General features: G+C 65.7%; 20 protein-coding genes. 9 read left to right on the top strand and 11 right to left on the bottom strand.

Going from position 1 to position 20,104, the window contains the following annotated elements:
• Positions 1 to 58: 58 nt before the first annotated feature.
• The gene (gene glpK, locus ACZ46K_RS14750; RefSeq protein ID WP_464748963.1) at positions 59 to 1,573 is read left to right on the top strand and encodes a glycerol kinase GlpK; all 1,515 of its coding nucleotides are present in this window, start codon (positions 59 to 61) and stop codon (positions 1,571 to 1,573) included.
• Between the two features lie 30 nt (positions 1,574 to 1,603).
• On the opposite strand, the gene ACZ46K_RS14745 is transcribed toward glpK, so the two are convergent.
• The 4 genes from ACZ46K_RS14745 to ACZ46K_RS14730 form a co-directional block, all read right to left on the bottom strand.
• A complete protein-coding gene (locus tag ACZ46K_RS14745; RefSeq protein ID WP_464748961.1) occupies positions 1,604 to 3,193 on the bottom strand; it encodes an ABC transporter substrate-binding protein in 1,590 nt (529 codons plus the stop codon).
• A 71-nt stretch (positions 3,194 to 3,264) separates the two neighbouring features.
• Complete coding sequence (locus tag ACZ46K_RS14740) at positions 3,265 to 4,086, bottom strand: MerR family transcriptional regulator (protein ID WP_054809812.1); 822 nt, start codon at positions 4,084 to 4,086, stop codon at positions 3,265 to 3,267.
• On the bottom strand, positions 4,083 to 4,502 hold the full coding sequence (locus tag ACZ46K_RS14735) for a VOC family protein (RefSeq protein ID WP_464748959.1): 420 nt from the start codon (positions 4,500 to 4,502) through the stop codon (positions 4,083 to 4,085). The genes ACZ46K_RS14740 and ACZ46K_RS14735 overlap by 4 nt, the downstream gene beginning before the upstream one ends.
• 71 nt (positions 4,503 to 4,573) lie before the next feature.
• Positions 4,574 to 5,971, bottom strand: a complete 1,398-nt coding sequence (locus ACZ46K_RS14730; protein ID WP_054805337.1) for an NAD(P)H-quinone dehydrogenase — start codon at positions 5,969 to 5,971, stop codon at positions 4,574 to 4,576.
• 195 nt (positions 5,972 to 6,166) lie between these two features.
• Between ACZ46K_RS14730 and ACZ46K_RS14725 the strand changes: the two genes are divergently transcribed.
• On the top strand, positions 6,167 to 6,637 hold the full coding sequence (locus ACZ46K_RS14725; protein ID WP_464748957.1) for a gamma-glutamylcyclotransferase: 471 nt from the start codon (positions 6,167 to 6,169) through the stop codon (positions 6,635 to 6,637).
• A gap of 314 nt (positions 6,638 to 6,951) precedes the next feature.
• On the opposite strand, the gene ACZ46K_RS14720 is transcribed toward ACZ46K_RS14725, so the two are convergent.
• Positions 6,952 to 7,890, bottom strand: coding sequence for a TauD/TfdA dioxygenase family protein (locus ACZ46K_RS14720; protein WP_054805338.1), 939 nt, complete (start codon positions 7,888 to 7,890; stop codon positions 6,952 to 6,954).
• 107 nt (positions 7,891 to 7,997) lie between these two features.
• Entirely contained in the window at positions 7,998 to 8,858 is an 861-nt protein-coding gene (locus ACZ46K_RS14715; RefSeq protein ID WP_464748954.1) for an IclR family transcriptional regulator, read from the bottom strand.
• A gap of 138 nt (positions 8,859 to 8,996) precedes the next feature.
• Between ACZ46K_RS14715 and ACZ46K_RS14710 the strand changes: the two genes are divergently transcribed.
• Genes ACZ46K_RS14710 through ACZ46K_RS14680 form a run of 7 tightly spaced genes read left to right on the top strand, consistent with a single transcriptional unit; the run spans position 8,997 to position 15,351 of the window.
• Positions 8,997 to 10,664, top strand: a complete 1,668-nt coding sequence (locus tag ACZ46K_RS14710) for an ABC transporter substrate-binding protein (protein ID WP_054805339.1) — start codon at positions 8,997 to 8,999, stop codon at positions 10,662 to 10,664.
• The gene (locus ACZ46K_RS14705) at positions 10,664 to 11,674 is read left to right on the top strand and encodes an ABC transporter permease (RefSeq protein WP_054805340.1); all 1,011 of its coding nucleotides are present in this window, start codon (positions 10,664 to 10,666) and stop codon (positions 11,672 to 11,674) included. The genes ACZ46K_RS14710 and ACZ46K_RS14705 overlap by 1 nt, the downstream gene beginning before the upstream one ends.
• Positions 11,671 to 13,365 (top strand): dipeptide/oligopeptide/nickel ABC transporter permease/ATP-binding protein, encoded by a 1,695-nt coding sequence (locus tag ACZ46K_RS14700; protein ID WP_464748950.1) that lies wholly within the window; start codon positions 11,671 to 11,673, stop codon positions 13,363 to 13,365. Before ACZ46K_RS14705 ends, ACZ46K_RS14700 begins: the two co-directional genes overlap by 4 nt.
• Positions 13,362 to 14,123, top strand: a complete 762-nt coding sequence (locus ACZ46K_RS14695; RefSeq protein ID WP_464748948.1) for an ABC transporter ATP-binding protein — start codon at positions 13,362 to 13,364, stop codon at positions 14,121 to 14,123. The genes ACZ46K_RS14700 and ACZ46K_RS14695 overlap by 4 nt, the downstream gene beginning before the upstream one ends.
• Before the next feature lie 19 nt (positions 14,124 to 14,142).
• The gene (locus tag ACZ46K_RS14690) at positions 14,143 to 14,649 is read left to right on the top strand and encodes a hypothetical protein (protein WP_054805341.1); all 507 of its coding nucleotides are present in this window, start codon (positions 14,143 to 14,145) and stop codon (positions 14,647 to 14,649) included.
• A 23-nt stretch (positions 14,650 to 14,672) separates the two neighbouring features.
• Positions 14,673 to 15,080 carry a hypothetical protein gene (locus tag ACZ46K_RS14685; protein WP_054805342.1) on the top strand — a complete coding sequence of 136 codons (408 nt, stop codon included), beginning with the start codon at positions 14,673 to 14,675 and terminating at the stop codon, positions 15,078 to 15,080.
• A 58-nt stretch (positions 15,081 to 15,138) separates the two neighbouring features.
• Entirely contained in the window at positions 15,139 to 15,351 is a 213-nt protein-coding gene (locus tag ACZ46K_RS14680; protein WP_054805350.1) for a DUF4287 domain-containing protein, read from the top strand.
• 61 nt (positions 15,352 to 15,412) lie between these two features.
• On the opposite strand, the gene ACZ46K_RS14675 is transcribed toward ACZ46K_RS14680, so the two are convergent.
• The 5 genes from ACZ46K_RS14675 to ACZ46K_RS14655 form a co-directional block, all read right to left on the bottom strand.
• Entirely contained in the window at positions 15,413 to 16,087 is a 675-nt protein-coding gene (locus ACZ46K_RS14675; RefSeq protein ID WP_054809815.1) for a hypothetical protein, read from the bottom strand.
• Complete coding sequence (locus ACZ46K_RS14670; protein WP_464748946.1) at positions 16,084 to 16,728, bottom strand: hypothetical protein; 645 nt, start codon at positions 16,726 to 16,728, stop codon at positions 16,084 to 16,086. Before ACZ46K_RS14670 ends, ACZ46K_RS14675 begins: the two co-directional genes overlap by 4 nt.
• 79 nt (positions 16,729 to 16,807) lie before the next feature.
• Entirely contained in the window at positions 16,808 to 18,016 is a 1,209-nt protein-coding gene (locus ACZ46K_RS14665; protein WP_464748944.1) for a glycosyltransferase 87 family protein, read from the bottom strand.
• An 86-nt stretch (positions 18,017 to 18,102) separates the two neighbouring features.
• The gene (locus ACZ46K_RS14660) at positions 18,103 to 18,759 is read right to left on the bottom strand and encodes a response regulator (RefSeq protein WP_054805346.1); all 657 of its coding nucleotides are present in this window, start codon (positions 18,757 to 18,759) and stop codon (positions 18,103 to 18,105) included.
• Positions 18,756 to 20,045, bottom strand: a complete 1,290-nt coding sequence (locus tag ACZ46K_RS14655) for a sensor histidine kinase (RefSeq protein WP_464748942.1) — start codon at positions 20,043 to 20,045, stop codon at positions 18,756 to 18,758. Before ACZ46K_RS14655 ends, ACZ46K_RS14660 begins: the two co-directional genes overlap by 4 nt.
• Positions 20,046 to 20,104: the final 59 nt, after the last annotated feature.

The following is a 20,104-nucleotide window of genomic DNA, read 5'->3' as shown; positions in this document are numbered from 1 at the left end:
AGGTTCGACCGCACAGTGCTGTGCCAGTGAACGCCGTTTCGACACCTCGAGGATCCCCGTGAATCAGTACATCGCCGCGATCGACCAGGGCACCACGTCCAGCCGATGCATCATCTTCGACCACGACGGGCGTGTCGTGTCGGTTGCCCAGAAGGAACACCGGCAGATCTTCCCGCAGGCGGGCTGGGTCGAGCACGATCCCGAGGAACTGTGGCTCAACACTCGCGAGGTCGGTGCTGCAGCACTCGCGAAGGCGGATCTGCGCAGGAAGGACATCGCGGCGATCGGGATCACCAACCAACGTGAGACCACGATCGTGTGGGATCGCACCACCGGAGAGCCGGTGTACAACGCGATCGTGTGGCAGGACACCCGGACCGATCGGCTGGTGGAGCGACTGGCAGGAGACGACGGACCCGAGCGGTATCGGGCCACCACGGGGCTGCCACTGTCCACCTACTTCTCCGGGCCGAAGGTCCGGTGGATCCTCGACAATGTCGACGGGGCGCGGGAGAAGGCCGAGGCGGGCCGCCTCGCATTCGGCACGGTCGACACCTGGATCCTGTGGCACCTCACCGGCGGCCGCGGACAGGACGGCAACCCGCCGGGTGTCCACATCACGGACGTGACCAACGCGTCGCGCACGATGCTGATGGATCTCGAGACCCTGCAGTGGGATCCGCAGATCTGTGAGGACTTCGGTATTCCGATGTCGATGCTGCCGGAGATCCGTAGTTCGTCGGAGGTGTACGGGCACGCACGCGAGCGTGGCCCACTCGCGGGGGTTCCCGTGGCCGGCATCCTCGGTGACCAGCAGGCCGCCACCTTCGGTCAAGCGTGTCTGTCTCCCGGGGAAGCGAAGAACACCTACGGCACAGGAAATTTCCTCCTCCTGAACACCGGGACGACGCCGGTGCACAGCAAGCACGGTCTGCTCACCACCGTGTGCTACCGCATCGGCGACGCCGATGCCGTCTATGCCCTCGAAGGGTCGATCGCGGTGACCGGATCGCTGGTGCAGTGGCTACGCGACAATCTCGGCATCATCGACTCTGCTGCGGAGATCGAGACGCTCGCGGCGTCTGTTCCCGACAACGGTGGCGCCTACATCGTGCCGGCGTTCTCGGGTCTGTTCGCGCCACGATGGCGGCCGGACGCACGCGGCGTGATCGCCGGTCTCACTCGGTTCGTCGACAAGAGACACCTGGCGCGGGCCGCTCTCGAGTCGACAGCCTTTCAGACCCGGGAGGTACTCGAAGCAATGCGGGCCGACTCCCAAGTGGACCTGAGCATCCTCAAGGTCGACGGCGGGATGGTCGCGAACGAGCTGCTCATGCAGTTCCAATCCGACATGCTCGCGGTTCCGGTGGTGCGTCCGATCGTGCCGGAGACCACCGCGCTCGGCGCGGCCTATGCCGCCGGACTCGCCGTCGGCTACTGGAACGGCGAAGACGATATCCGGCGGAACTGGGCGGCCGACAAGACGTGGGAACCCACCATGGCCGCGGGCGAGCGTGAGAGTCTCTACGCCGCCTGGAACAAGGCGGTCGAGCGCACGTACGACTGGGCCTGAACCGGCTCGGCCTGTTCGTGCTGCACCGATCTATCCTGTGAGCCACATGCCGTCGGGAATCGGCGCACCGAGGCCCGACAGCCGGACCCCGTGCACGTCGTCGCCGATGAGTACAGCCGGCGCGGGCCGGACGTACCACGCACCCGGAGTCAGCTCGGCCAGACGTTCCTGCACGATGTCATACGCTGCCTTGCGCTCGTCCACGGTCGTTCCGACACGACCGGCGTCGAGGGCCGCGTCGAGATCTGGATCGTCGATGCCCACGATGTTCCCCTTCGACGTCGAGTGGAAGCTCGACCAGAGGGAGTGATCCGGGTCCTGAATGGTGACACCGTGGACCATCATGTCGAAGTCGCGCGTGCCGAACCGCGCGAATGCGGCCGGGAAATCGAGGACCTCGACGTCGACGTCCACGTTGTCGAACGCTCTCAGTTGTGCCTGTGTCGTCTCCGCGACCGCTTTGTTCTCCACGGTCGGGAATGTCGTGAAGGTGAACGACACCGGCTTCCCCTCGGCCGCCAGCTCATCGAACAGTTGCTGCGCAGTTTCTGCGTCGTGGTCGCCCAGCGGGATGTCGGTGTACCACGGCGAATCCTCCAGGAAGAGGGTGTCGGGGACGACACCTTCGCCGTTGTAGACGGTCGTGTTCATCGCATCCAGATCCACCGCGAGCGACACCGCCCGCCGGGCGCGCGGATCATCGAAGGGAGCACGACGGTGGTTCATGCCGAGGTATTGCCCGCCGCCCATCGGTACGATCTGAACCGCCGTTCCTGCCTCTTCCGCTGTAGCGAGGGTGCTCCAGTTGCTGTCCGAGGCCACGTCGGCGCCGCCGGTGGTGATCGAGTTGAGCCGTTGTGTGGTGTCGGCCGACGTGCGGATCGTGAGTCCCTCCAGATACGGCCGGGGCGCATCCCAATAGGTCGGGTTCTTCTCGAGCTCGATGACGTCCTGCCTGGACCAGTTCGCCAGCGTGAAAGGACCTGCACCGATCGGGTTCTCGTCGAACGCCGCCGCGCCCTGCTGCAACGCGTTCGGCGATGCGATCCAGTTCATGGAACTGACGATCACGCTGTGCGCGTAGTTCGGGTTCGGTGCGGCCAACTCGACTTGGAGCGTCGTCGGGTCGAGCACCTCGGTCGACGCGATCTGTGATGCCTCACCGACCGATCCTGACGCGGTGGCGGGGTCTCGCAACCGATCCCAGTTGAACTTGACTGCCTCGGCGTCGAGCGGTGTGCCGTCGGAGAACGTCACGTCGGGTCGGAGTGACAGCACCATCGTGGCGCCACCGTCGTCGCTCGAGAAGTCGGTGGCCAATCCGTATTCGATCTCGAGGGTGTCGACGTCGGTGGTCATCAGCGTGCCGTACAGCGCATTTCCCAGCAGGGCCGAACCCGCGTAGGTATTGCTCATGGCCGCGGGGTCGAGCGTGCGCGGCTCACCCATCTGGATGACGGTCGCGACACCGCCCGCCACCGGTTCCCCGACCTCCGCCGGATCCGTTTCTGCGCTACCGGAATCCGACCCGCCGCACGCGCTCAGCAGCAGGACCGAACACACGGCGACGGCTGCAGCATCGATGCTGCGTTTCCTCCGTGACAGTCTTCCTCGAAACATTGGCACCTTCCCGGCATCCGCTTCTGGACGAAACCGAGACTACGTCATTACTGTAAGGCACACCATAAGATTTACTGCGGGGATGTCGACGGCTCCCCCTCAGGGACGGGCACGAGATGCACGACCCTCGTGAGCATGTTCTCGACGCCGACCTCGGCCGGATCGGTGAGGTAGTACTCGCGCACCGGACCCACGGCCTCGACTCCGCGAGCCGCGAGGTCTGCGAACAGGGCGTGATAGGCAACCGGCAAGAGTGACGCGGGTCCAGTGAAGTCCACGGCAGCGAAGAGTCCGCCCGGCATGAGAACAGCGTCACCGCCGACATCGGCTGCGACCTCGATCCCCACCCCGAAGTCGACAGCCCCCTCGAGGACCACCGGGTACCGTCCGACCACCGGCGCATCCGTGTCGACGCCGAGCACAGCAGCGTCCACCAGGAGGTCCCCGATCGAGGCGGCAACAGCGCGGTCGAGGTCGTCCGCGTCGGCGCTGCCTTCGCGCCACAGCACGACCTGATCGTCGATGTGGCGCAGCCGAACGGGAAGTTCCGTCGCGACAAGCTCTTCGAGTGACCCGACGAGGGCGACCGAGCGCAACGCCTGCTCGGCCTCGTGCTCGATCCGGGCACGCTCGACGGCCAGCACATCCGCGCTGCGGGCCGGATCGTCGAGGATGCGCCGGATCGAGGCGATCGAGACTCCGGCTCGGCGGAGCAGACCTATCCGCAGCGCCGGCGCGAGTTGGCCCGGCGCGTAGTACCGGTATCCGGTGTGCGGATCGACCCGCCCGGGGGTCAGCAGTTCCTCGCGGTCGTAGTGACGCAGGGCCTTCACGGTGAGTCGGCACGCCCGCGCGAACTCACCGATAGTCATCCACCGTGTGGGATCGGTCATGTCGTGGCAGTGCCGACCGTGAAGGGAATCACCGTGATCACATCGACGAGCAGGCCGTCGGGGTCGACGGTCATGAAATGCCGCTGCCCGAAGTCCTCGCTGCGCAGACCCAGAACGATGGGCAGTCCTGCGGATACCGCACACGCGTGTACCGCGTCGACGTCGTCGACCTCCACCGAGACGAGTACGCCTGCAGGCGATCCGCGGAAGCCCTCCGGGATCGTCTCGTGGTCTTGTACGACGAGCCCGAGTTGCACCGATTCGGTGTCCGCGGATTGCAACTGCACATACCAGTCGCTGTCGAACACGACAGCCAAGCCCATCAGGCCGGCGTAGAAGTCACGGCTGCGGCGGAGGTCGGCAACCGGGACGACAGGAAAGATGCTCTGCGTTGTGAATATGCTCTGCGTTGTCATGCTTACACCGTCGACCCTCCCCCGAGGGGAGAGTCAACTCCCGGTGCCGCCATTGCCTTCGGCCCTTCGGCTCAGTCCAGGTCGTCGTGTCGCATCAGCTGACGCGCAGCCTCGGTCACCGACCCGCTCAGCGACGGGTACACCGAGAAGGTTTGCGCGAGGTCGGTCACGTTGAGGTTGTTCTGCACCGCCAGCGCGATCGGCAGGATGAGCTCGGATGCGTTGGGCGCGACGATCACACCACCGATCACCACACCGGTCGCGGGGCGGCAGAAGATCTTGACGAAGCCGCGTCGCAGCCCCGACATCTTCGCTCGCGGGTTGGTGTTGAGCGGCAGCATCACTGTGCGGGCGGGGATTTCGCCCTTGTCGATGGTGGCCTGGCTGACGCCGACGGCCGCGATCTCGGGACGGGTGAACACTGCTGCCGCCACCGTCTTGAGCTTGATGGGGCTCACGCCCTCGCCGAGCGCGTGATACATCGCGATGCGTCCCTGCATCGCGGCGACCGAGGCGAGCGGAAGGAGACCGGTGCAGTCACCGCCTGCGTAGATGCCGGGGACTGCCGTGCGCGACACCCGGTCGACGGGCAGGTAACCACCTCGGTCGAGCTCGAGTCCGACCTTGTCGAGGCCCAGACGCTGGGTGTTCGGGACCGACCCGACGGTCATGAGCACATGACTGCCTTCGACGACACGGCCGTCCGACAGAAGCACCCGGACACCGTTCTCGGTGCGTTCGACCGAGTCGGCGCGCGCATGCTTGACCAGTGTGACTCCGCGTTCGGTGAGCACGTCCTCGAGTACGAGTGCGGCGTCCTCGTCCTCGTGCGGCAGGATGCGGTCGCGGCTCGACACCACGGTGACCTGCACCCCGACCTCGGTGTACGCCGAGACGAACTCCGCGCCGGTGACACCGGAGCCGACCACGACGAGATGCTCGGGCAGCTTGTCGAGGTCGTAGAGCTGACGCCACGTCAGAATGCGTTCGCCGTCGGGCTCGGCATTCGGAAGAATTCGGGGGCTCGCACCCGTGGCGATGAGCACCACGTCGGCGTCGAGGACCTTCTCCTCACCGGTGAACAAGGTCGCCTTGACCTTGTGTGCAGCCATGCCGACCTCGGGGTCGATCAGTTCTCCGTGCCCGGACAACAGTGTGATGCCCGCAGCTTCGAGCTTGGTACGGATATCCGCGGATTGGGCACGCGCCAGGCTCAGCACACGGGCATGTACCTGCGGCAGCGACACGGTCGTGCGTTCGAGTTCGACACCCAGGTCGGCGGCGCGTCGCATATCGGTGCGCACCCCGGTCGATGCGATGAAGGTCTTGGACGGGACACAGTCGAAGAGCACGCATGCGCCACCGATTCCATCCGAATCGACCAGAGACACCGACGCGCCGTACTGCGCTGCCACCAGTGCTGCCTCGTATCCGGCAGGCCCGCCGCCGATGATGACAATCCGAGTCATTGTTCTCCTCTGTATCGATTCCGAATAAGGGTATCGGGTTGAACTCGGGCGTCTGCGGGGGTGTGCGAACGCCCGCGACAACGCTATGCCACGGCGGGGCACTGCGCAGACGGACCGTGCAACAGCGCAGACGACGCTGTCGCCGACAGGCGCCCGGCACGGTGCAATCGAGACCGAACCGTTAGCCTTGTGGATGTGCCGATCTACGCCGCCTACGGGTCCAACATGCATCCGGAGCAGATGCTGACGCGCTGCCCGCACTCGCCGATGTCCGGCACCGGTTGGTTGCACGGGTGGCGGCTGACGTTCGCCGGCGCCGACATCGGCTGGGAAGGCGCACTGGCGACGGTCGTGGAAGATGCCGACGCCAAGGTGTTCGTGGTGCTGTACGACGTTCCCGAGGACGACGAACGCAGCCTCGACCGCTGGGAGGGTGCCGAACTCGGCTTCCACCGCAAGATCCGTGTCCGTGTCGACACGGCCGACGGCCCCACCCTGGCCTGGCTGTACGTCGTCGACGGATACGAAGGTGGGCTCCCGTCGGCCCGCTATCTGGGCGTCATGGCCGACGCCGCCGAGATCGCCGGCGCTCCGTCCGACTATGTGAGGGATCTGCGTACCCGCAACAGCCGCAATGTCGGTCCGGGGCGCCCTGACGTTTTGTGATCGGCCGCCTGCCGATCAACGGAGACACCGACATGCGTATGTCCCGGGACGCCGAAGCGTCCCGGGACATACGGCCGGATTCCCACTATCCGGCGGCCGGCACATCCCCGTCGGGTCCCGCATCAGGAGGGAACGTCCCGTTCACGTACGGGTTGTACTCGTGGGTGAACAGGTTCTCGGGGTCGACTGCGCCGTCGTCCAGAATGCCGAGACGAAGCGATCGATCACCTCGTCACGCGGCCGAGTCTGCGTCCGTCGGACCGGCGACGGGTTCGACCTCGAAGGTCGTTGTGGGTTCGGCGAAAGTGGTCATCTCATTCCTCCCCGCGGAATGCTGCGCCGGAGATCGACACGGCCTCTCGGCCGTCCGGACCGACCGGGACATCCCCCTCGATGGTGGTGCGATACAGCACGCGGGTGACGTCGAGATGGTCGAGGTCGGTGGGTGCCAGGTGCGCGGTCGCGCGGTTGTCCCACACCGCGACGCTACCGGGGAACCAACGGAACCGGACGGTGTAGGCGGGAGCCGTGACCTCCTCGAACAACAGATCGAGAAGGTGATTGCTCTGTGCCGGCGACAACCCGACGAGGCGGGAGGTGAATCCCGGTTGCACGAACAATGCCTTCTCCCCCGTCACCGGATGCACCCGCACCACGGGATGTTCGGTGACGAAGGGGTTGGACTGGACGCGGCGGCCGTAGTCGCTGTCTGCTGACCATTGCGGTTGACGCCCACCGAATCGATGCTCGGCACGCAGGCCGTCGACGAGGTTGCGGAGGGATTCGGGCAGGCCTTCGTACGCAGCGACCAGATTCGTCCAGGTGGTGTCACCACCGCGCTCGGGAACCTCATGTGCGCGCAGCAGCGTTACGGCCGGCGGATTCACCACCGCCGTGACATCGGTGTGCCACTTGTTGTCGTAGCTGTACTTCTTGCGACCGAAGCGTCGTTCGTACTTGCGGCTGTCGACCGCCAGGATCTCCGGGAATCCCTCCGGCGCCTCATCGTCGTACGGGTGCGACGGTGTGACTGTGCCGAAGTGCCGGGAGAACGCGATCTGCTGCGTGTGGTCGATGTGCTGATCGCGGAAGAACAGCACCTTGTACTTGTGCAGCTTCCGGCGCAGCTTCTCGGCATCGTTGTCTGCGAGTGGCTCTCGCAGATCGATTCCGGTGACCTCGGCGCCGATGTGGCCGGCGACCGGTCGTACGGCCAGTTCGGTCGATACAGGCGTTTCCTGTACAAGCGTCATGACATCCCCTCGGGCTGTGTGCTACTCGGCCACCGATCGGGCCGTTGCGATCACTCTTCCTCGCCGGAGGTTCCACGGGTAGTCCGTTTCCACGATGCGAAAAATACTCAGCCTGAACTTATTTCGCGCGCGATCGCGACACGGTCGGACCCACGACCGATACGATCGGCCGCACGGTGCATCGGAGGGACGATCTGCCGCACCACGGCGTCCGTCAGCCTCCGCCTTGGCGCCTGCACGCCGATAGCACCCCACGGCCGCCGCATGTCGTCGAACACCGGCACTGCTACAACAAGCAGAGAGGAGTCGGACTCATCCGGAGCGACTGCAAACCCGCGCCGACGAATCTGTTCGAGTTCTGCACGGCGGGGCGCCGCCACTCGGGAACTCGGTGAGAACGCAAGCATCACCCGGCCCATCACGCTACTCGCGACCGGTTGCCGGGCGCGTGGAATCTGGGCTTCGCAGAACTTCTCGGGCGGCCGGGCAGAAAAGAGCGTGAGCACTTCATCCGACCTCACGACACCCAAACTCGTCGTGATCTCGATGCCTGCCGCAAGCGCATAGAGCTGCGGTGCACAGAAGTCGACACCCGCCCTCACCAGTGGCGGTACCGCAAGGGTGATCAGGCCCGGGCCGATGCGATAGCCATCGCCGCCGGGGACCCTCTCGAGCAAACCACCACGAAGGAGTGCCTGGGCGATTCGATATGCACTACTCACCGGAAGACCGGTGCGCGCTGCAAGCGAGGAGACCGACAGGTCGGTCGCGCCGTCGTCGAAACACGCAAGCACCGCCACAGCGCGCTCGACAGCACGTGATCCCGACCGAGCCCCGCTCGACGGACTGCTCATCATCACCTCACGACGCTCATGCCCCAACGCTGCTCGTACTCGCGACGCGGTCGGGTAATCGTGACCGGAACTCTCGTCGCCGCAGGTCCCGCAGGCAACGGTTCGACGCGGCACGATCCGAATCGGACCGGACGAACAGACACCCTGCACGATCCCCCCGGCGATGTTATAAGGTCACGCTTACCAAAGTAAGGTAAGCCAATCTTGGCTACAGGAAGAATTGGACTCCTCGTGATTCGTATCAGTCGGCGCATGCGCGCCGTCCCCCGATCGAGTACGGCCCCGTCTCGTACGGCACGATCTGCCGCACCTGCGCTGATCCTCATTCCCGCGTTGCTTGCCGCCGCGTGTGGCTCGTCCGACACGGCCACGACCGCCGACGGCCCGGAGACGGCCGAGTCCCTGACGATCGCCCTCTCGAAGGACAGCGGTCCGATGAACATCTTCGCCGGCCAGACAGATCAGATGACCGAACTCGTCTACGACAAGCTCCTGTCGCCGTCTCCCTACGTCGCCGACCCGCAGCCGTGGTTGGCCACCGACGTGCGACAGGTCGACGCGACGACATGGGACGTCGACCTGCGCGACGATGTCACCTGGCACGACGGTGAGGCATTCACCGCCGACGACGTGGTCTTCAGCTTCCACTTCATGCACGCTGCCCCGACCGGCCGCTTCACCCACCACGTCAACGACACTCCCTCGATCTCGACGGTGGACGCGACGAGCCCGACCTCGGTGCGGTTCGTCTGCGACTACGCGTGCCCCGAGCTCGGTACTGTCACACTCGCAGACCTCCCCGTGCTGCCCGAGCACTTCTGGTCGACGATCGACCCGGCGAAGGCGAAAGAGGTGACCGACTACCCGATCGGCACCGGTCCGTACAAGCTCGTCGATTACAGCCCCACCACCGGATACCGCTTCGAAGCCAACGCCGACTACTTCGCAGGCGCACCGACAGTCGACGAACTGGTCATGCCGGTGATCGCCGATTCGTCCGCCGCATTCACCGCACTCAGCTCCGGCCAGGTCGACGCCGTCGACCGGGCGCTGACCCCTGAGTTGGTCGATCAGTTCACCGCATCGAACGACATCGGCACCATCACCGTGGCACCGTTGCAGTACCCCGAGCTCAAGCTCAATTTCACCCGTGAACCCTTCGCGCAGGCAGACTTCCGTGCCGCGCTGAACCTCGCGGTCGACCGCGACCAGATGCTCGAGATCGTCGGACTCGGTCAGGGGCGCCCCGCCACCCAGGGCTACGTGCACCCGGATGCACCGTTCGCCGACCCTGACGCCTCCACCCCGTACGATCCGACGCAGGCCACCACATTGCTCGACTCTCTCGGGTGGAAAGACGCCGACGGCGACGGCACGCGTGAGAACCCGGAAGGTGAGGACGCACCGTTCACGTTGATCGTCAACGGCGGTGACGCACCGATGGTCCGTGCCGCCGAACTGATCGCCGAGGACTTCGCCGAGGTCGGCATCGACGTCACCGTGAGTCCACTCGACGCGGGCTCGCTCTCGGATGCATCTGCGAACAAGAGCTATGACCTCTACGTCACCACCAACAGCCCGCACGCGGTGGCCGACTCGACGCAGTTCATCATGTCGCACCGATCGGGCAACCTGTGGAAGCACCCTGATCTCGCGTACCCCGAATTCGATGCGCTGTACGAGAAGTGGCGCGTCACGGAGACGAACGAGTCTCGCATCGAGGCGATGCAGGAGATGCAGAAGCTGTTCAACCGTCAGCCCACCGCGATCGCTCTGTACTACCCGGACGAGACCTGGGCGTACCGCGCCGACAGCTTCGCCGGCTGGGTCGAGACTCCCGGATACGGCATCGTCCAGAAGTGGTCCTTCCTGCCCTCCGACGTCGTCGACGCTGCCAACGCGGAAGCGCCGCAGGACTGATGACCGCCCTACGCCGAGCGGGACAATACGCTCTGGTGCTGTGGGCAGCGGTGACGCTGAATTTCGCGCTTCCGCACCTGGCACCGGGTGATCCCGTCAACTATCTGTACGGCGGCGACCAGCAGTCGCTCGACCCGAAATACATCGCACAGATGCGCGCAGACTACGGGCTCGACCGGCCGATTCTCGAGCAGTACCTCTCGTTCTGGTCCGGCCTGCTGCACGGAGATCTCGGGATGTCCGTGCAGCACAACCGGCCTGTTCTCGATGTGCTCTGGGAGAAACTCCCGTGGACCATCGCGCTCGTCGGGATCGGGACGCTACTCGCGTTCGTCATCGGCTCCCTGCTCGGCACGTGGGCGGCCTGGCGCCGTGGCACCGCGAAAGAAACCGGAACCGTCGTCACGGTTCTCGCGTTCGACTCGATGCCCGGTTTCTGGATCGGCATGATCCTCATCGCGGTGTTCTCGGTGACGCTCGGCTGGTTCCCGTCGTACGGTGCGGCGTCGTTCGATGCGACGGGAATCGAATGGCTCGCCGAGGTCGCATCCCGCATGGTGCTCCCCGTCACGACGCTCACCATCGCCGGAATCGGCGGGTTCTTCCTCATGACCCGCGCGTCGATGGTGGGAGTGCTGGACGAGCCGTTCATCCGGCTCGCTCGCGCGAAGGGGCTCGGCGAGTTCCGTGTCGCAGTCGGGCACGCACTGCGCAACGCCTTGCTGCCCGTCTACACCACGCTCACCCTCACCGTGGGAGTGCTGCTGTCGGGAGCGGTCGTCGTCGAGTCCGTCTTCGCCTATCCAGGGCTGGGCAAACTCACCTTCGACGCCGTCACCTCGCGTGACTATCCGCTGCTGCAGGGTGCGTTCCTGCTCGCCACCGTCGGCATCGTCGCAGCGAATCTGTTCGCGGACCTCACCTACCCGCTCCTGGACCCTCGGGTGCGCAAGGACCGAACCGCAGCGAACAAGCGCGACGCACGATCACCGGAAGGGATGCCGGCATGAGGCTTCTCGGAACGAAGACCCGCTCGCAGCGCCTCGCCCTCGTGGGCACCGTGATTCTGGGGATTCTTCTGCTGTGTGCGGTCGCGGCACCGTGGCTGGCCCCGTACGACCCCGCCGATCGCGTCACGCGGCCGTTCGCCAGACCGTCCGCGGAACACCTGCTCGGCGCCGACGATGTGGGCCACGATCTGCTGTCGATGCTCATCCACGGCGCTCAGATCTCACTGTTCGTCGGTATCGTTGCCGCCCTCGTCGCGACCACAGTCGGCACCCTGTTCGGGATTGCCGCCGGATACCTGCGCGGCGCTGCCGATGCCATCCTGATGCGCATCGTCGACGTGGTGCTGTCGTTGCCGGTCCTGCCGCTGACGATCGTCATCGGTGTCTTCGCGGGACCAGGCCTGAAGACCCAGATCATGGTGATCTCGGGCGTGTTGTGGGCCGGCTTGGCGCGAGAACTGCGCGCACAGGTCCTGACTCTGCGCGAACGCGACTACATTCAAGCGGAACGTGCCATGGGTGCCGGCCCGGTGTATGTGTTGCGTCGGCATATCATCCCCGCGATCATGCCGCTCGTGATCCCGCAGTTCGTGCTCACCGTCAAGACCGCGATCCTGCTCGAAGCATCACTGGCGTTCCTCGGGCTCGGCGACATCTCTTCTGCAAGTTGGGGTTCGATGCTGTCGATGGCCCACGCGCGCAATGCCTTCCTCACCGACGCCTGGGTGTGGTGGGTTCTGCCGCCCGGTATCGCCATCGCGGTCACGGTGCTCGGCTTCGCACTTCTCGGCAATGCGATCGAGGAGCGGTCGCGGCCCGTTCTCACCGCCCGTAAACGGGCTCGCCTTCGCCGTAGAGCTCGACCGGCAGAGACCCTCCCGGTCGAGGTAGCACCGGCCGCACCCCTCGTCGTCGACGATCTGACGGTCGTGTACGGCGAGAACGGTCGTGGCGCGACCAACGTCTCCTTCACCATCGCAGCCGGCGAACTCGTCGGCCTCGTCGGTGAATCGGGCAGCGGAAAATCCACCGTTGCCGCCGCGACACTCGGACTTCTTCCTTCCGCTGCCCGGATCGCATCGGGACGCGTCCTCGTCTCCGGCCGCGATGTCGCCACCCTGTCGAACGACGAACTGCGGTCGCTCCGCGGCAACCGGATCTCCCTGATCCCGCAGGAAGCACTGAGCGCACTGAACCCCGTTCGCAGCATCGGGGCTCAGGTCGACGAAGCGATTCTCGCCCACCGCTCATGCAGTCGGCGCGAGGCACGCAACCGCACCCTCGACCTGCTCACACAGGTCGGACTCGGCGCCGACCGCGCCGACGCGTATCCGCACCAGCTGTCCGGCGGAATGCGCCAGCGAGTCGTCATCGCCATGGCCCTGGCCAACGAACCGGACGTGGTGATCGCCGACGAACCCACCAGTGGCCTCGACGTGCTCCGCGAGGCCGAAGTACTCGCATTGCTCGACGACCTGCGCACACGCCATTCGCTCGCACTGCTCATCGTCACGCACAACCTCCCGGTCATCGAACGGATCGCCGATCGCATTGCCGTGATGAAGGACGGCGATCTCGTCGAGATCGGTACCGCCGCGCAGATCGCCACCGAACCGCAGCATCCGTACACTCGCCGACTCGTCGACGCCGCGCCGCGGCTCGAACCCCTCAAGGAGAAGGTCGCCCGATGAACACCCTGCTCGAGGTCGAATCATTGTCGGTGCTGTTCGACGGCGTGCCGGCGGTCAGCGACGTGAACCTGCTGGTGTCGACCGGCGAATCCATTGCGCTCGTGGGAGGTTCCGGGGCCGGGAAATCCACGGTCGCGCGCGCGATCGCCGGCCTCGTGTCCCCGACGTCCGGGAGAATCGTCTTCGACGGTGTCGATCTCGCGACCGGCTCGAAGCGTACGCGCCGGGCGCTGCGGCGCGGGATGCACATGGTCTTCCAGGACCCGTATGCGTCGCTCCCACCCGGTATGCGGGTGGGTGACATCGTCGCCGAGCCGATGGTGATCCACCGCATCGGCGACAGGGCGATACAGCGGGACGCGACGATGGACGCGCTGGAATCGGTACGGCTGACGCCTGCAGCGGATTTCGTCGATCGCTACCCGCACGAGTTGTCGGGTGGGCAGCGACAGCGCGTCGCGTTCGCGCGGGCACTCGTGACCCGACCACGGCTTCTCCTTGCCGACGAACCCACCAGCGGACTCGACGCGTCACTACGCGTGGGGATCGTCGATCTGATGTCCGATCTGGCGCGCACCCAGGATCTCGCCGTCCTCCACATCACGCACGACTTGGCGCTCGCGGCCCGGAGCTGCGATGCCGTCATAGTCATGCAGGACGGAAGGGTAGTCGAAACGGGAAGTTCCACTGAAGTATTCACCAACCCCTCGCACCAGTACACGGCGGCATTGGTGGCCGCCACGACCGGCGCACAGTGAAGTATCCACAGGAGAAGACATGTCTGCACAGCTGAATCTGATCGACAACGGGATGCCCATCGACTTCACCGTCGACGACGTCATGAAGTACCACGGCCCCGGATTCCCTGGGGGTGTCGCCCACGCTGTCAAGGTACTCGAGCGCGCCCTGCCGGCCCTGAGTCCCGACTCCCCGGCCGAGCGGCGCGAGATCACCATTTCCACCGCGCATCGCGGTCAGGGTGTACGCGACACATTCGAGGCGGTCGCACGCGCCGTCACGGAGGAACGCTTCACCGTCGATTCGACGCTCGAGCGCTCCGACCGAGGTTCGACCCTCGAACGCTACGTCTTCGTGCTCACCTACCGCGGCACCACCGTGCGCCTCGAGATCCGGGAAGGGTTCGTCACCGACGAGTTCATCACCCTCGGCCGCAAGGCGGATCGCACCGAAGCGGAGGACGCTCGGTTGACGGTACTCAAGCAGGAGATGGCCGATCGTCTGCTCGCCGCGCCCGCGGACGAGGTCTACGACTTCGTGGGGTAACCGCGGGTCCGTACCGTACGACCATGCCCTCCCCACGCACGACACTGATCCTGCTCACCGTCGCCGTCGCGTCGATGGCGACCTGGTTCGCGTGGCTCGGATGGGAGTCCGGCTACCGCACGCTGCCGGACGGCAGTGTGGAGGGGCCCTATTCGACGATGCAGGTGGTCGCGTCCGGCGCGACGATCACCTGCATCGTCGTCGCGGGATGCCTGGCGCTGCGCTGTTCGGTCAGGGGCAGCATCGCGGTGGTCGCATGCGTCACCGCAGGTTTTGCGCTTGCGTGGGGGCGCAACGCGGCAGCGAGTGACGAAACCGGATTGTGGGTCGTGGGCCTGCTCTTGCTCGTAGTGGGCACTGCTGCCGGCGGATCCGCAGTCGCGGCGCTCACCCGGCTCGTATCTCGCCGCGTAGGACAACGTCGGCGCTGATCGAGGTGGGCAGGGACGTTCGCCGAACGTGTCGGGCACCGCGGTTACCCTGACGGGCATGACCGACACACCCAAGGGCCCCGAATCGTATTTCCCGTCCATCGAGAAGAAGTACGGCCGTCCGATCGAGCAGTGGAAGGCGTTGATCCGCTCGTCGGACCTCACCAAGCACATGGAACTCGTGAACTGGCTGAAGGCCGATCACGAAATGGGGCATGGTCACGCGAATGCTCTTGTCGCCCATACTCTGAGGGAATCCGAGGCAGAGTAGGCCGGCGCCCGGTCACCGACATTCGGTGACCGGGCGCCCTCGTCTCACGTATCCGAGGTACTCATGTGTTGTCGACCCAGCGCAGAAGCGCGTACAGGAATCGGGTCGCACCGGGCATGAAGTTGCTGCCGTGGTGGTACGTCGGATCGAGGGTCGTGACGATCAGGCGCCCCGGGGTCGAGACGGTGTCCTCATACAGCATCATGCCCGCGTCGTGCGCGTCACCCGCGGCATCGGGCTCCTCGGAGACGATCAGCGGCACCACGTCTGCGTCCGTGCTCAGTAGTCCGTGGTGATGCCAGATCGCCGACTTGGTGGTCAGGTACTGCCATGATTCGTGGTCGTGACTACGGGTGCGGATCAACGGGTCCTCCCCGTGGAGCCACCACCAGAAGTTCGTCGGCCGCGGTTCCCAGGCGACGCCGGGAAGCCAGGTGTGGGCCTGGTTCTCGCCGAGTACGACGAGCGTGCCGCCGCGCTCGGCGACAGCGCGGAATTGCGCGGCGTGGCGAGCGACGAGGTCGGGGTGCAGTCGGTCTGCGACGATCACCGTCGAGTAGCCGTCGAGGTCGCCGTCGGCGAGGTCTGCGAGGTAGTGGAAGTCCGGCTGGTGGGCGAGCACCGCCGGGTCCTTCATCGTCTGCAGGTGCGGGTAGGAGCCGCCGTGGACGAGCGCGAGTCGCGTACCCCGTTGGGGCGCAAGGTCGGTAGGGGAGAAGGGTTCGACGGTCGTCACCGCTGCACCAGCCAATCGATCAGTTGCGTGGTCAGCTTCGAAGAGCTGTTGGGATCGTTCGCCCAGCCGGTGAGGTCGTTGCCGCCATGCGCAAGTACCTGCCCCTCCCCCGACGGGTAGACGTAGTCGAGGGGAAGCGTGTGCCGCCCGATCCGGGTGGTGACGAGGGCGTCCTCCGGAATCTTGTCGATGTAGCCACGAGCGTAGAACCCGGTGACGCCCTTGCGGGTACTCAGATCGACAGGGTCGACGCCGTGCCATACCGGGTGCGGGTCGCCGAGAGTGATCGCCAGGTCTTTCGGCCCGGTGTACGCGAGCTTGCGCCACACACCCAGCCCCGGGAGAAAGTCGGTGAGCACGTGCCCCATGACCGCGATTCGGCCACCAGAGGTGACGAACTCGGTGAGCAGGTCCTTTTTTCGCTCGAGGAAGATCTGATCGGACCCTCCGCCGATGATGAGGCCGCGCACCGACGTGAGGTCGATGCTCGGCAGGCGGTAGATGTCGACCTCGCCGAGGCGGGGATCGCCGTGGACACCCCCTGAAAGCTGGTCGGTGCCCATGGTGATCCGTAGGACCGGAGCAAGTGCGGCGGAGGCAGATTCGCCTGGGCCGGGAGCGATGCGTTCAGGTGCTGACACAGGATTCTTCCGTTAGGTCGAGCAGGACGCTCGTGAGGTAACGTAACGGATCCTAAGGTAAGCCTTTCTTAACCAGTGGTCAACTTTCGCGTACCTCCGCAACGGGGTTACGGACTGCTCGACCTTCCGTGAACAAAACGGACACGGCTGCGGTTCCACCGAGCACCAGGGGATAGACGAAGTACCCGAACCGCGAAGTGGGTGCGAGCAGGAAGAGAACCGTGAGGCCGGCCGCGGCGAACGAGGCTGCCCGAACGAAGGAGTCCGGCGGATTCCGCACCAGCACCACGGCAGCACAGACTCCTGCAACGGCCAGAACGGCCGAGGTGAGCGTCGCACCGTACGGCCCCAGACGCGTCAGTGCCCCACCGACGAGCGACTCGCCGGCCGGGGTCACGATATCCGTGCGTCCCAGAGGAAAGAGAAGTGTGTGCTCGACGAAGGCCCCCGGGTCAGCGAAGGCCGGAATGTGGAACACGACCGTCAACGCCGCGCACGTTGCCCCGGCCCGCAGGGCGATGCGGCCGTCGTATCGTGCACTCATCAGAACGAGCGCGACCACGAGGACCGGGACCGCGAGCGGTTTGAGAGCACACGCGAATGCGAACGACACCACGGTCGTCACCACCCGGCCTCGGGTCGCCGCCGCAAGGCCGAGAAGTGCAGCGCCCACAACCGGAAGATCGACTCCTCCGACCGCCATGGGCAGTGCAACCACCGGCGACGCGATCAGAACCGTGAGCTGCATCCGGGACCGTCGCGGAAGCGGCCCGGCCAGGACCAGCTTCGACGCCAGCAGGACACACGCAACGAAGAACAGTGCGAACCAGATCCGCGGATCACCGATCCTGTTCTCCGGAAAAAGCTGCGAGGGAAAACCGAAGAGTGTCATCGCCGGGCCGTACGGGTTGTACTCGGCCAGCACCGACGGACCCGGACCGTAGGGACTTCCCGTGGTGATCAGAGAAGCGGCCGACTCTGCGACCACCGACACTTCCAGCTGGGCGGTGTGTGTAGCGATCAGCGCCGTTCCCGGCGCCACTACGGCGCCGATCACCGCAGACACTGCGGCCGGCGTGAGGCGCCCCCTCGCTGCAAGCGCCGCGGCCACCGCATATCCGGCGCCTGCCCACAGGGCCCAGACGCGATGCGGATGCAGCTGCGTCACTACCCCGTAGGCGAGAACGACCACGGAAAAGGCCACGTAGGTCAGCATCCATCGATGGGCGAACAGACCGGCCGAGACGAAACGTGCCCGGTCGTGAATGTGGGTGCGCTCGAATAGCATGTGGAAAACGCTACGGACGCACGATAATCCGAACATCCCCTGCAGCAGTGATTTTCGGGGTAGCTCGGGCGAGCTGCCCCGAGCGCTCAGGCCCGGCCCTGGACGTGCTCGAAGTAGAAGACGACCGCCTGAGTGCGGTCGCGCAGGCCCAGCTTCCCGAGGATTCGCCCGATGTGGGTTTTCACCGTTTCCTCCGCTACCGACAGCTCCGACGCGATTTCCGGATTCGACATGCCGCGCGCCATCACCTGCAGGACTTCCCGTTCCCTCGGCGTCAACACCGACGCCCGACCGGATTCCACGACCGCAGTACCCTTGCGCCTGGCGAATTCGGCGATCAGTCGGGTGGTGACCGACGGTGCGAGCATCGACTCCCCCGCTGCGACGGTGCGCACACCCGTGATGAAATCCGACGCGGGCGACTGCTTCAGCAAGAACCCGCTGGCACCGAGACTCAGCGCGTCGTAGACGTAGTCGTCGAGGTCGAAGGTGGTCAGCATCATCACTCTGGTGCGATTGTCCGGCCTGGTGAGTACCGCCTCCGCAGCGCCGATTCCGTCGAGTCTGGGCATCCGGATGTCGAGGACCACGACGTCGGGATCCAATGCTGTGACGAGCTCGACCGCCTCCGCGCCGTCCCCCGCAGATCCCACCACGTCGATGTCGCTCTGAGTGTTCAGCACCGCGGCAATTCCGTCGCGGACGAGTGCCTGGTCGTCGGCCACCACCACGCGAATCATCATCGCTCCTCCCTGAGACCGGCGTGTGCCACAGCACGATGGTCGAGCTCGACATCGACGACGAACCGTCCATACTCGTCGGGGCCCGTCTCCACGGTCCCGCCGTACGCGGCGACCCGTTCGCGAATTCCGATGAGCCCGTGCCCTCCGCCGTCGGACGCCGTGTGGCCGGGAACGATGGTGTTACCGACCGTGAGGCGCGAATGTCCCGCTCCGATCCGGATCTCGACGGCCACGCCGTTTCCTGCCCCGTGCCGATGCGCATTGGTCAGCGCTTCCTGGAGGATGCGGTACATCGCACACGAGATCTCCGTCGGTACCGTGTCCGGATTCCCGAGTACTCGCAGGTCCACCTCCTGCCCCGACGAACCGCACCATCGCGCGACCAGGTCGTCGAGTCCGTCGAGTGTGGGGGCTTCCGATCCGCCCTCCGTTTCGGGGCCTCGGAGAACATCGACGACCCTGCGCATCTCGGTCAACGCGGTCGCTGCCGCCGCGTGGATGTCGTCGAATGTGGAGTGGACACCGACCGGTAGTTCCGGATGTGTGAATGTCGCGGCCTGTGTCTGAACCGCGATCATCGACATATGGTGGGCAACCACGTCGTGCAGCTCCCGTGCGATACGGGTGCGCTCGCGGGCGATGGCTTCGCGGTGTTCCTGTTCACGGCGCAGCCCTCGTTCCACGACCAGATGTGTCTCGGCCGCGCGCAGTCGCCGAAAGACCGCGCCGGCAGCCACGATCCCCGTGGCGGCAACAGCGATCATCGCAACCGCATGCAGCGGCAGGCCGACCGTCCACATTGCAGGAAGGACGACCAGGATCAGCGACGTCGACGCCGCAGCCGACACCACCCGAAGCGGCCGGTCCGAGGCGAGTGCGATCAGTGCCATACCGGCCGAGATGCAACTTGCGACCGGCCATGGCACGACTTCGTCCTGGACCAGCCCCGAGACCGTGCCCGCGGCAAACCCGAAGGTCATCAGTTGCCAGGTCACCAGCGGGCTCGCGAACACGAACACCAGCGGAAGCACTTGCACCGCCCCGAGCAGGTAGGCGGCCACGACCCACGGCACCATGTCGGTCAGCTGTCCGACCGACGTGCCGAACAGCAGGGTCAGCAACAGCACTGCACCGGCGAGACCTGGTGTTCCGCTGCGTCCGCGCGGGCGCAGCGGGGCGTACGACGTCTCCGGTGTCCACGCTTCGACAACGGCTCGGACCTGACCGGAGGCGACATCCCGGACACGTGATGGTGGGGCGGTCGCCCTCGATCTCGTATGGAGCACACCCGACACTAGGTCGATGGTTCGTCATCGGGCATCCCCCCGGAGAGCTATTTATCTTG

The organism is Rhodococcus sp. JCM 9793, from assembly GCF_055380405.1.
The sequence above is the reverse complement of the archived record's forward strand: the minus strand, read 5'-3'. Positions and strand labels throughout refer to the sequence as shown.

Excerpts from the sequence above, each read along its gene's own strand:
- ACZ46K_RS14745 (WP_464748961.1), bottom strand. The coding sequence starts at position 3,193 with ATGTTTCGAGGAAGACTGTCACGGAGGAAACGCAGCATCGATGCTGCA.
- ACZ46K_RS14740 (WP_054809812.1), bottom strand. The coding sequence starts at position 4,086 with ATGACCGATCCCACACGGTGGATGACTATCGGTGAGTTCGCGCGGGCG.
- ACZ46K_RS14735 (WP_464748959.1), bottom strand. The coding sequence starts at position 4,502 with ATGACAACGCAGAGCATATTCACAACGCAGAGCATCTTTCCTGTCGTC.
- ACZ46K_RS14730 (WP_054805337.1), bottom strand. The coding sequence starts at position 5,971 with ATGACTCGGATTGTCATCATCGGCGGCGGGCCTGCCGGATACGAGGCA.
- ACZ46K_RS14720 (WP_054805338.1), bottom strand. The coding sequence starts at position 7,890 with ATGACGCTTGTACAGGAAACGCCTGTATCGACCGAACTGGCCGTACGA.
- ACZ46K_RS14710 (WP_054805339.1), top strand. The coding sequence starts at position 8,997 with ATGCGCGCCGTCCCCCGATCGAGTACGGCCCCGTCTCGTACGGCACGA.
- ACZ46K_RS14705 (WP_054805340.1), top strand. The coding sequence starts at position 10,664 with ATGACCGCCCTACGCCGAGCGGGACAATACGCTCTGGTGCTGTGGGCA.
- ACZ46K_RS14700 (WP_464748950.1), top strand. The coding sequence starts at position 11,671 with ATGAGGCTTCTCGGAACGAAGACCCGCTCGCAGCGCCTCGCCCTCGTG.
- ACZ46K_RS14695 (WP_464748948.1), top strand. The coding sequence starts at position 13,362 with ATGAACACCCTGCTCGAGGTCGAATCATTGTCGGTGCTGTTCGACGGC.
- ACZ46K_RS14690 (WP_054805341.1), top strand. The coding sequence starts at position 14,143 with ATGTCTGCACAGCTGAATCTGATCGACAACGGGATGCCCATCGACTTC.
- ACZ46K_RS14685 (WP_054805342.1), top strand. The coding sequence starts at position 14,673 with ATGCCCTCCCCACGCACGACACTGATCCTGCTCACCGTCGCCGTCGCG.
- ACZ46K_RS14680 (WP_054805350.1), top strand. The coding sequence starts at position 15,139 with ATGACCGACACACCCAAGGGCCCCGAATCGTATTTCCCGTCCATCGAG.
- ACZ46K_RS14665 (WP_464748944.1), bottom strand. The coding sequence starts at position 18,016 with ATGCTATTCGAGCGCACCCACATTCACGACCGGGCACGTTTCGTCTCG.
- ACZ46K_RS14660 (WP_054805346.1), bottom strand. The coding sequence starts at position 18,759 with ATGATGATTCGCGTGGTGGTGGCCGACGACCAGGCACTCGTCCGCGAC.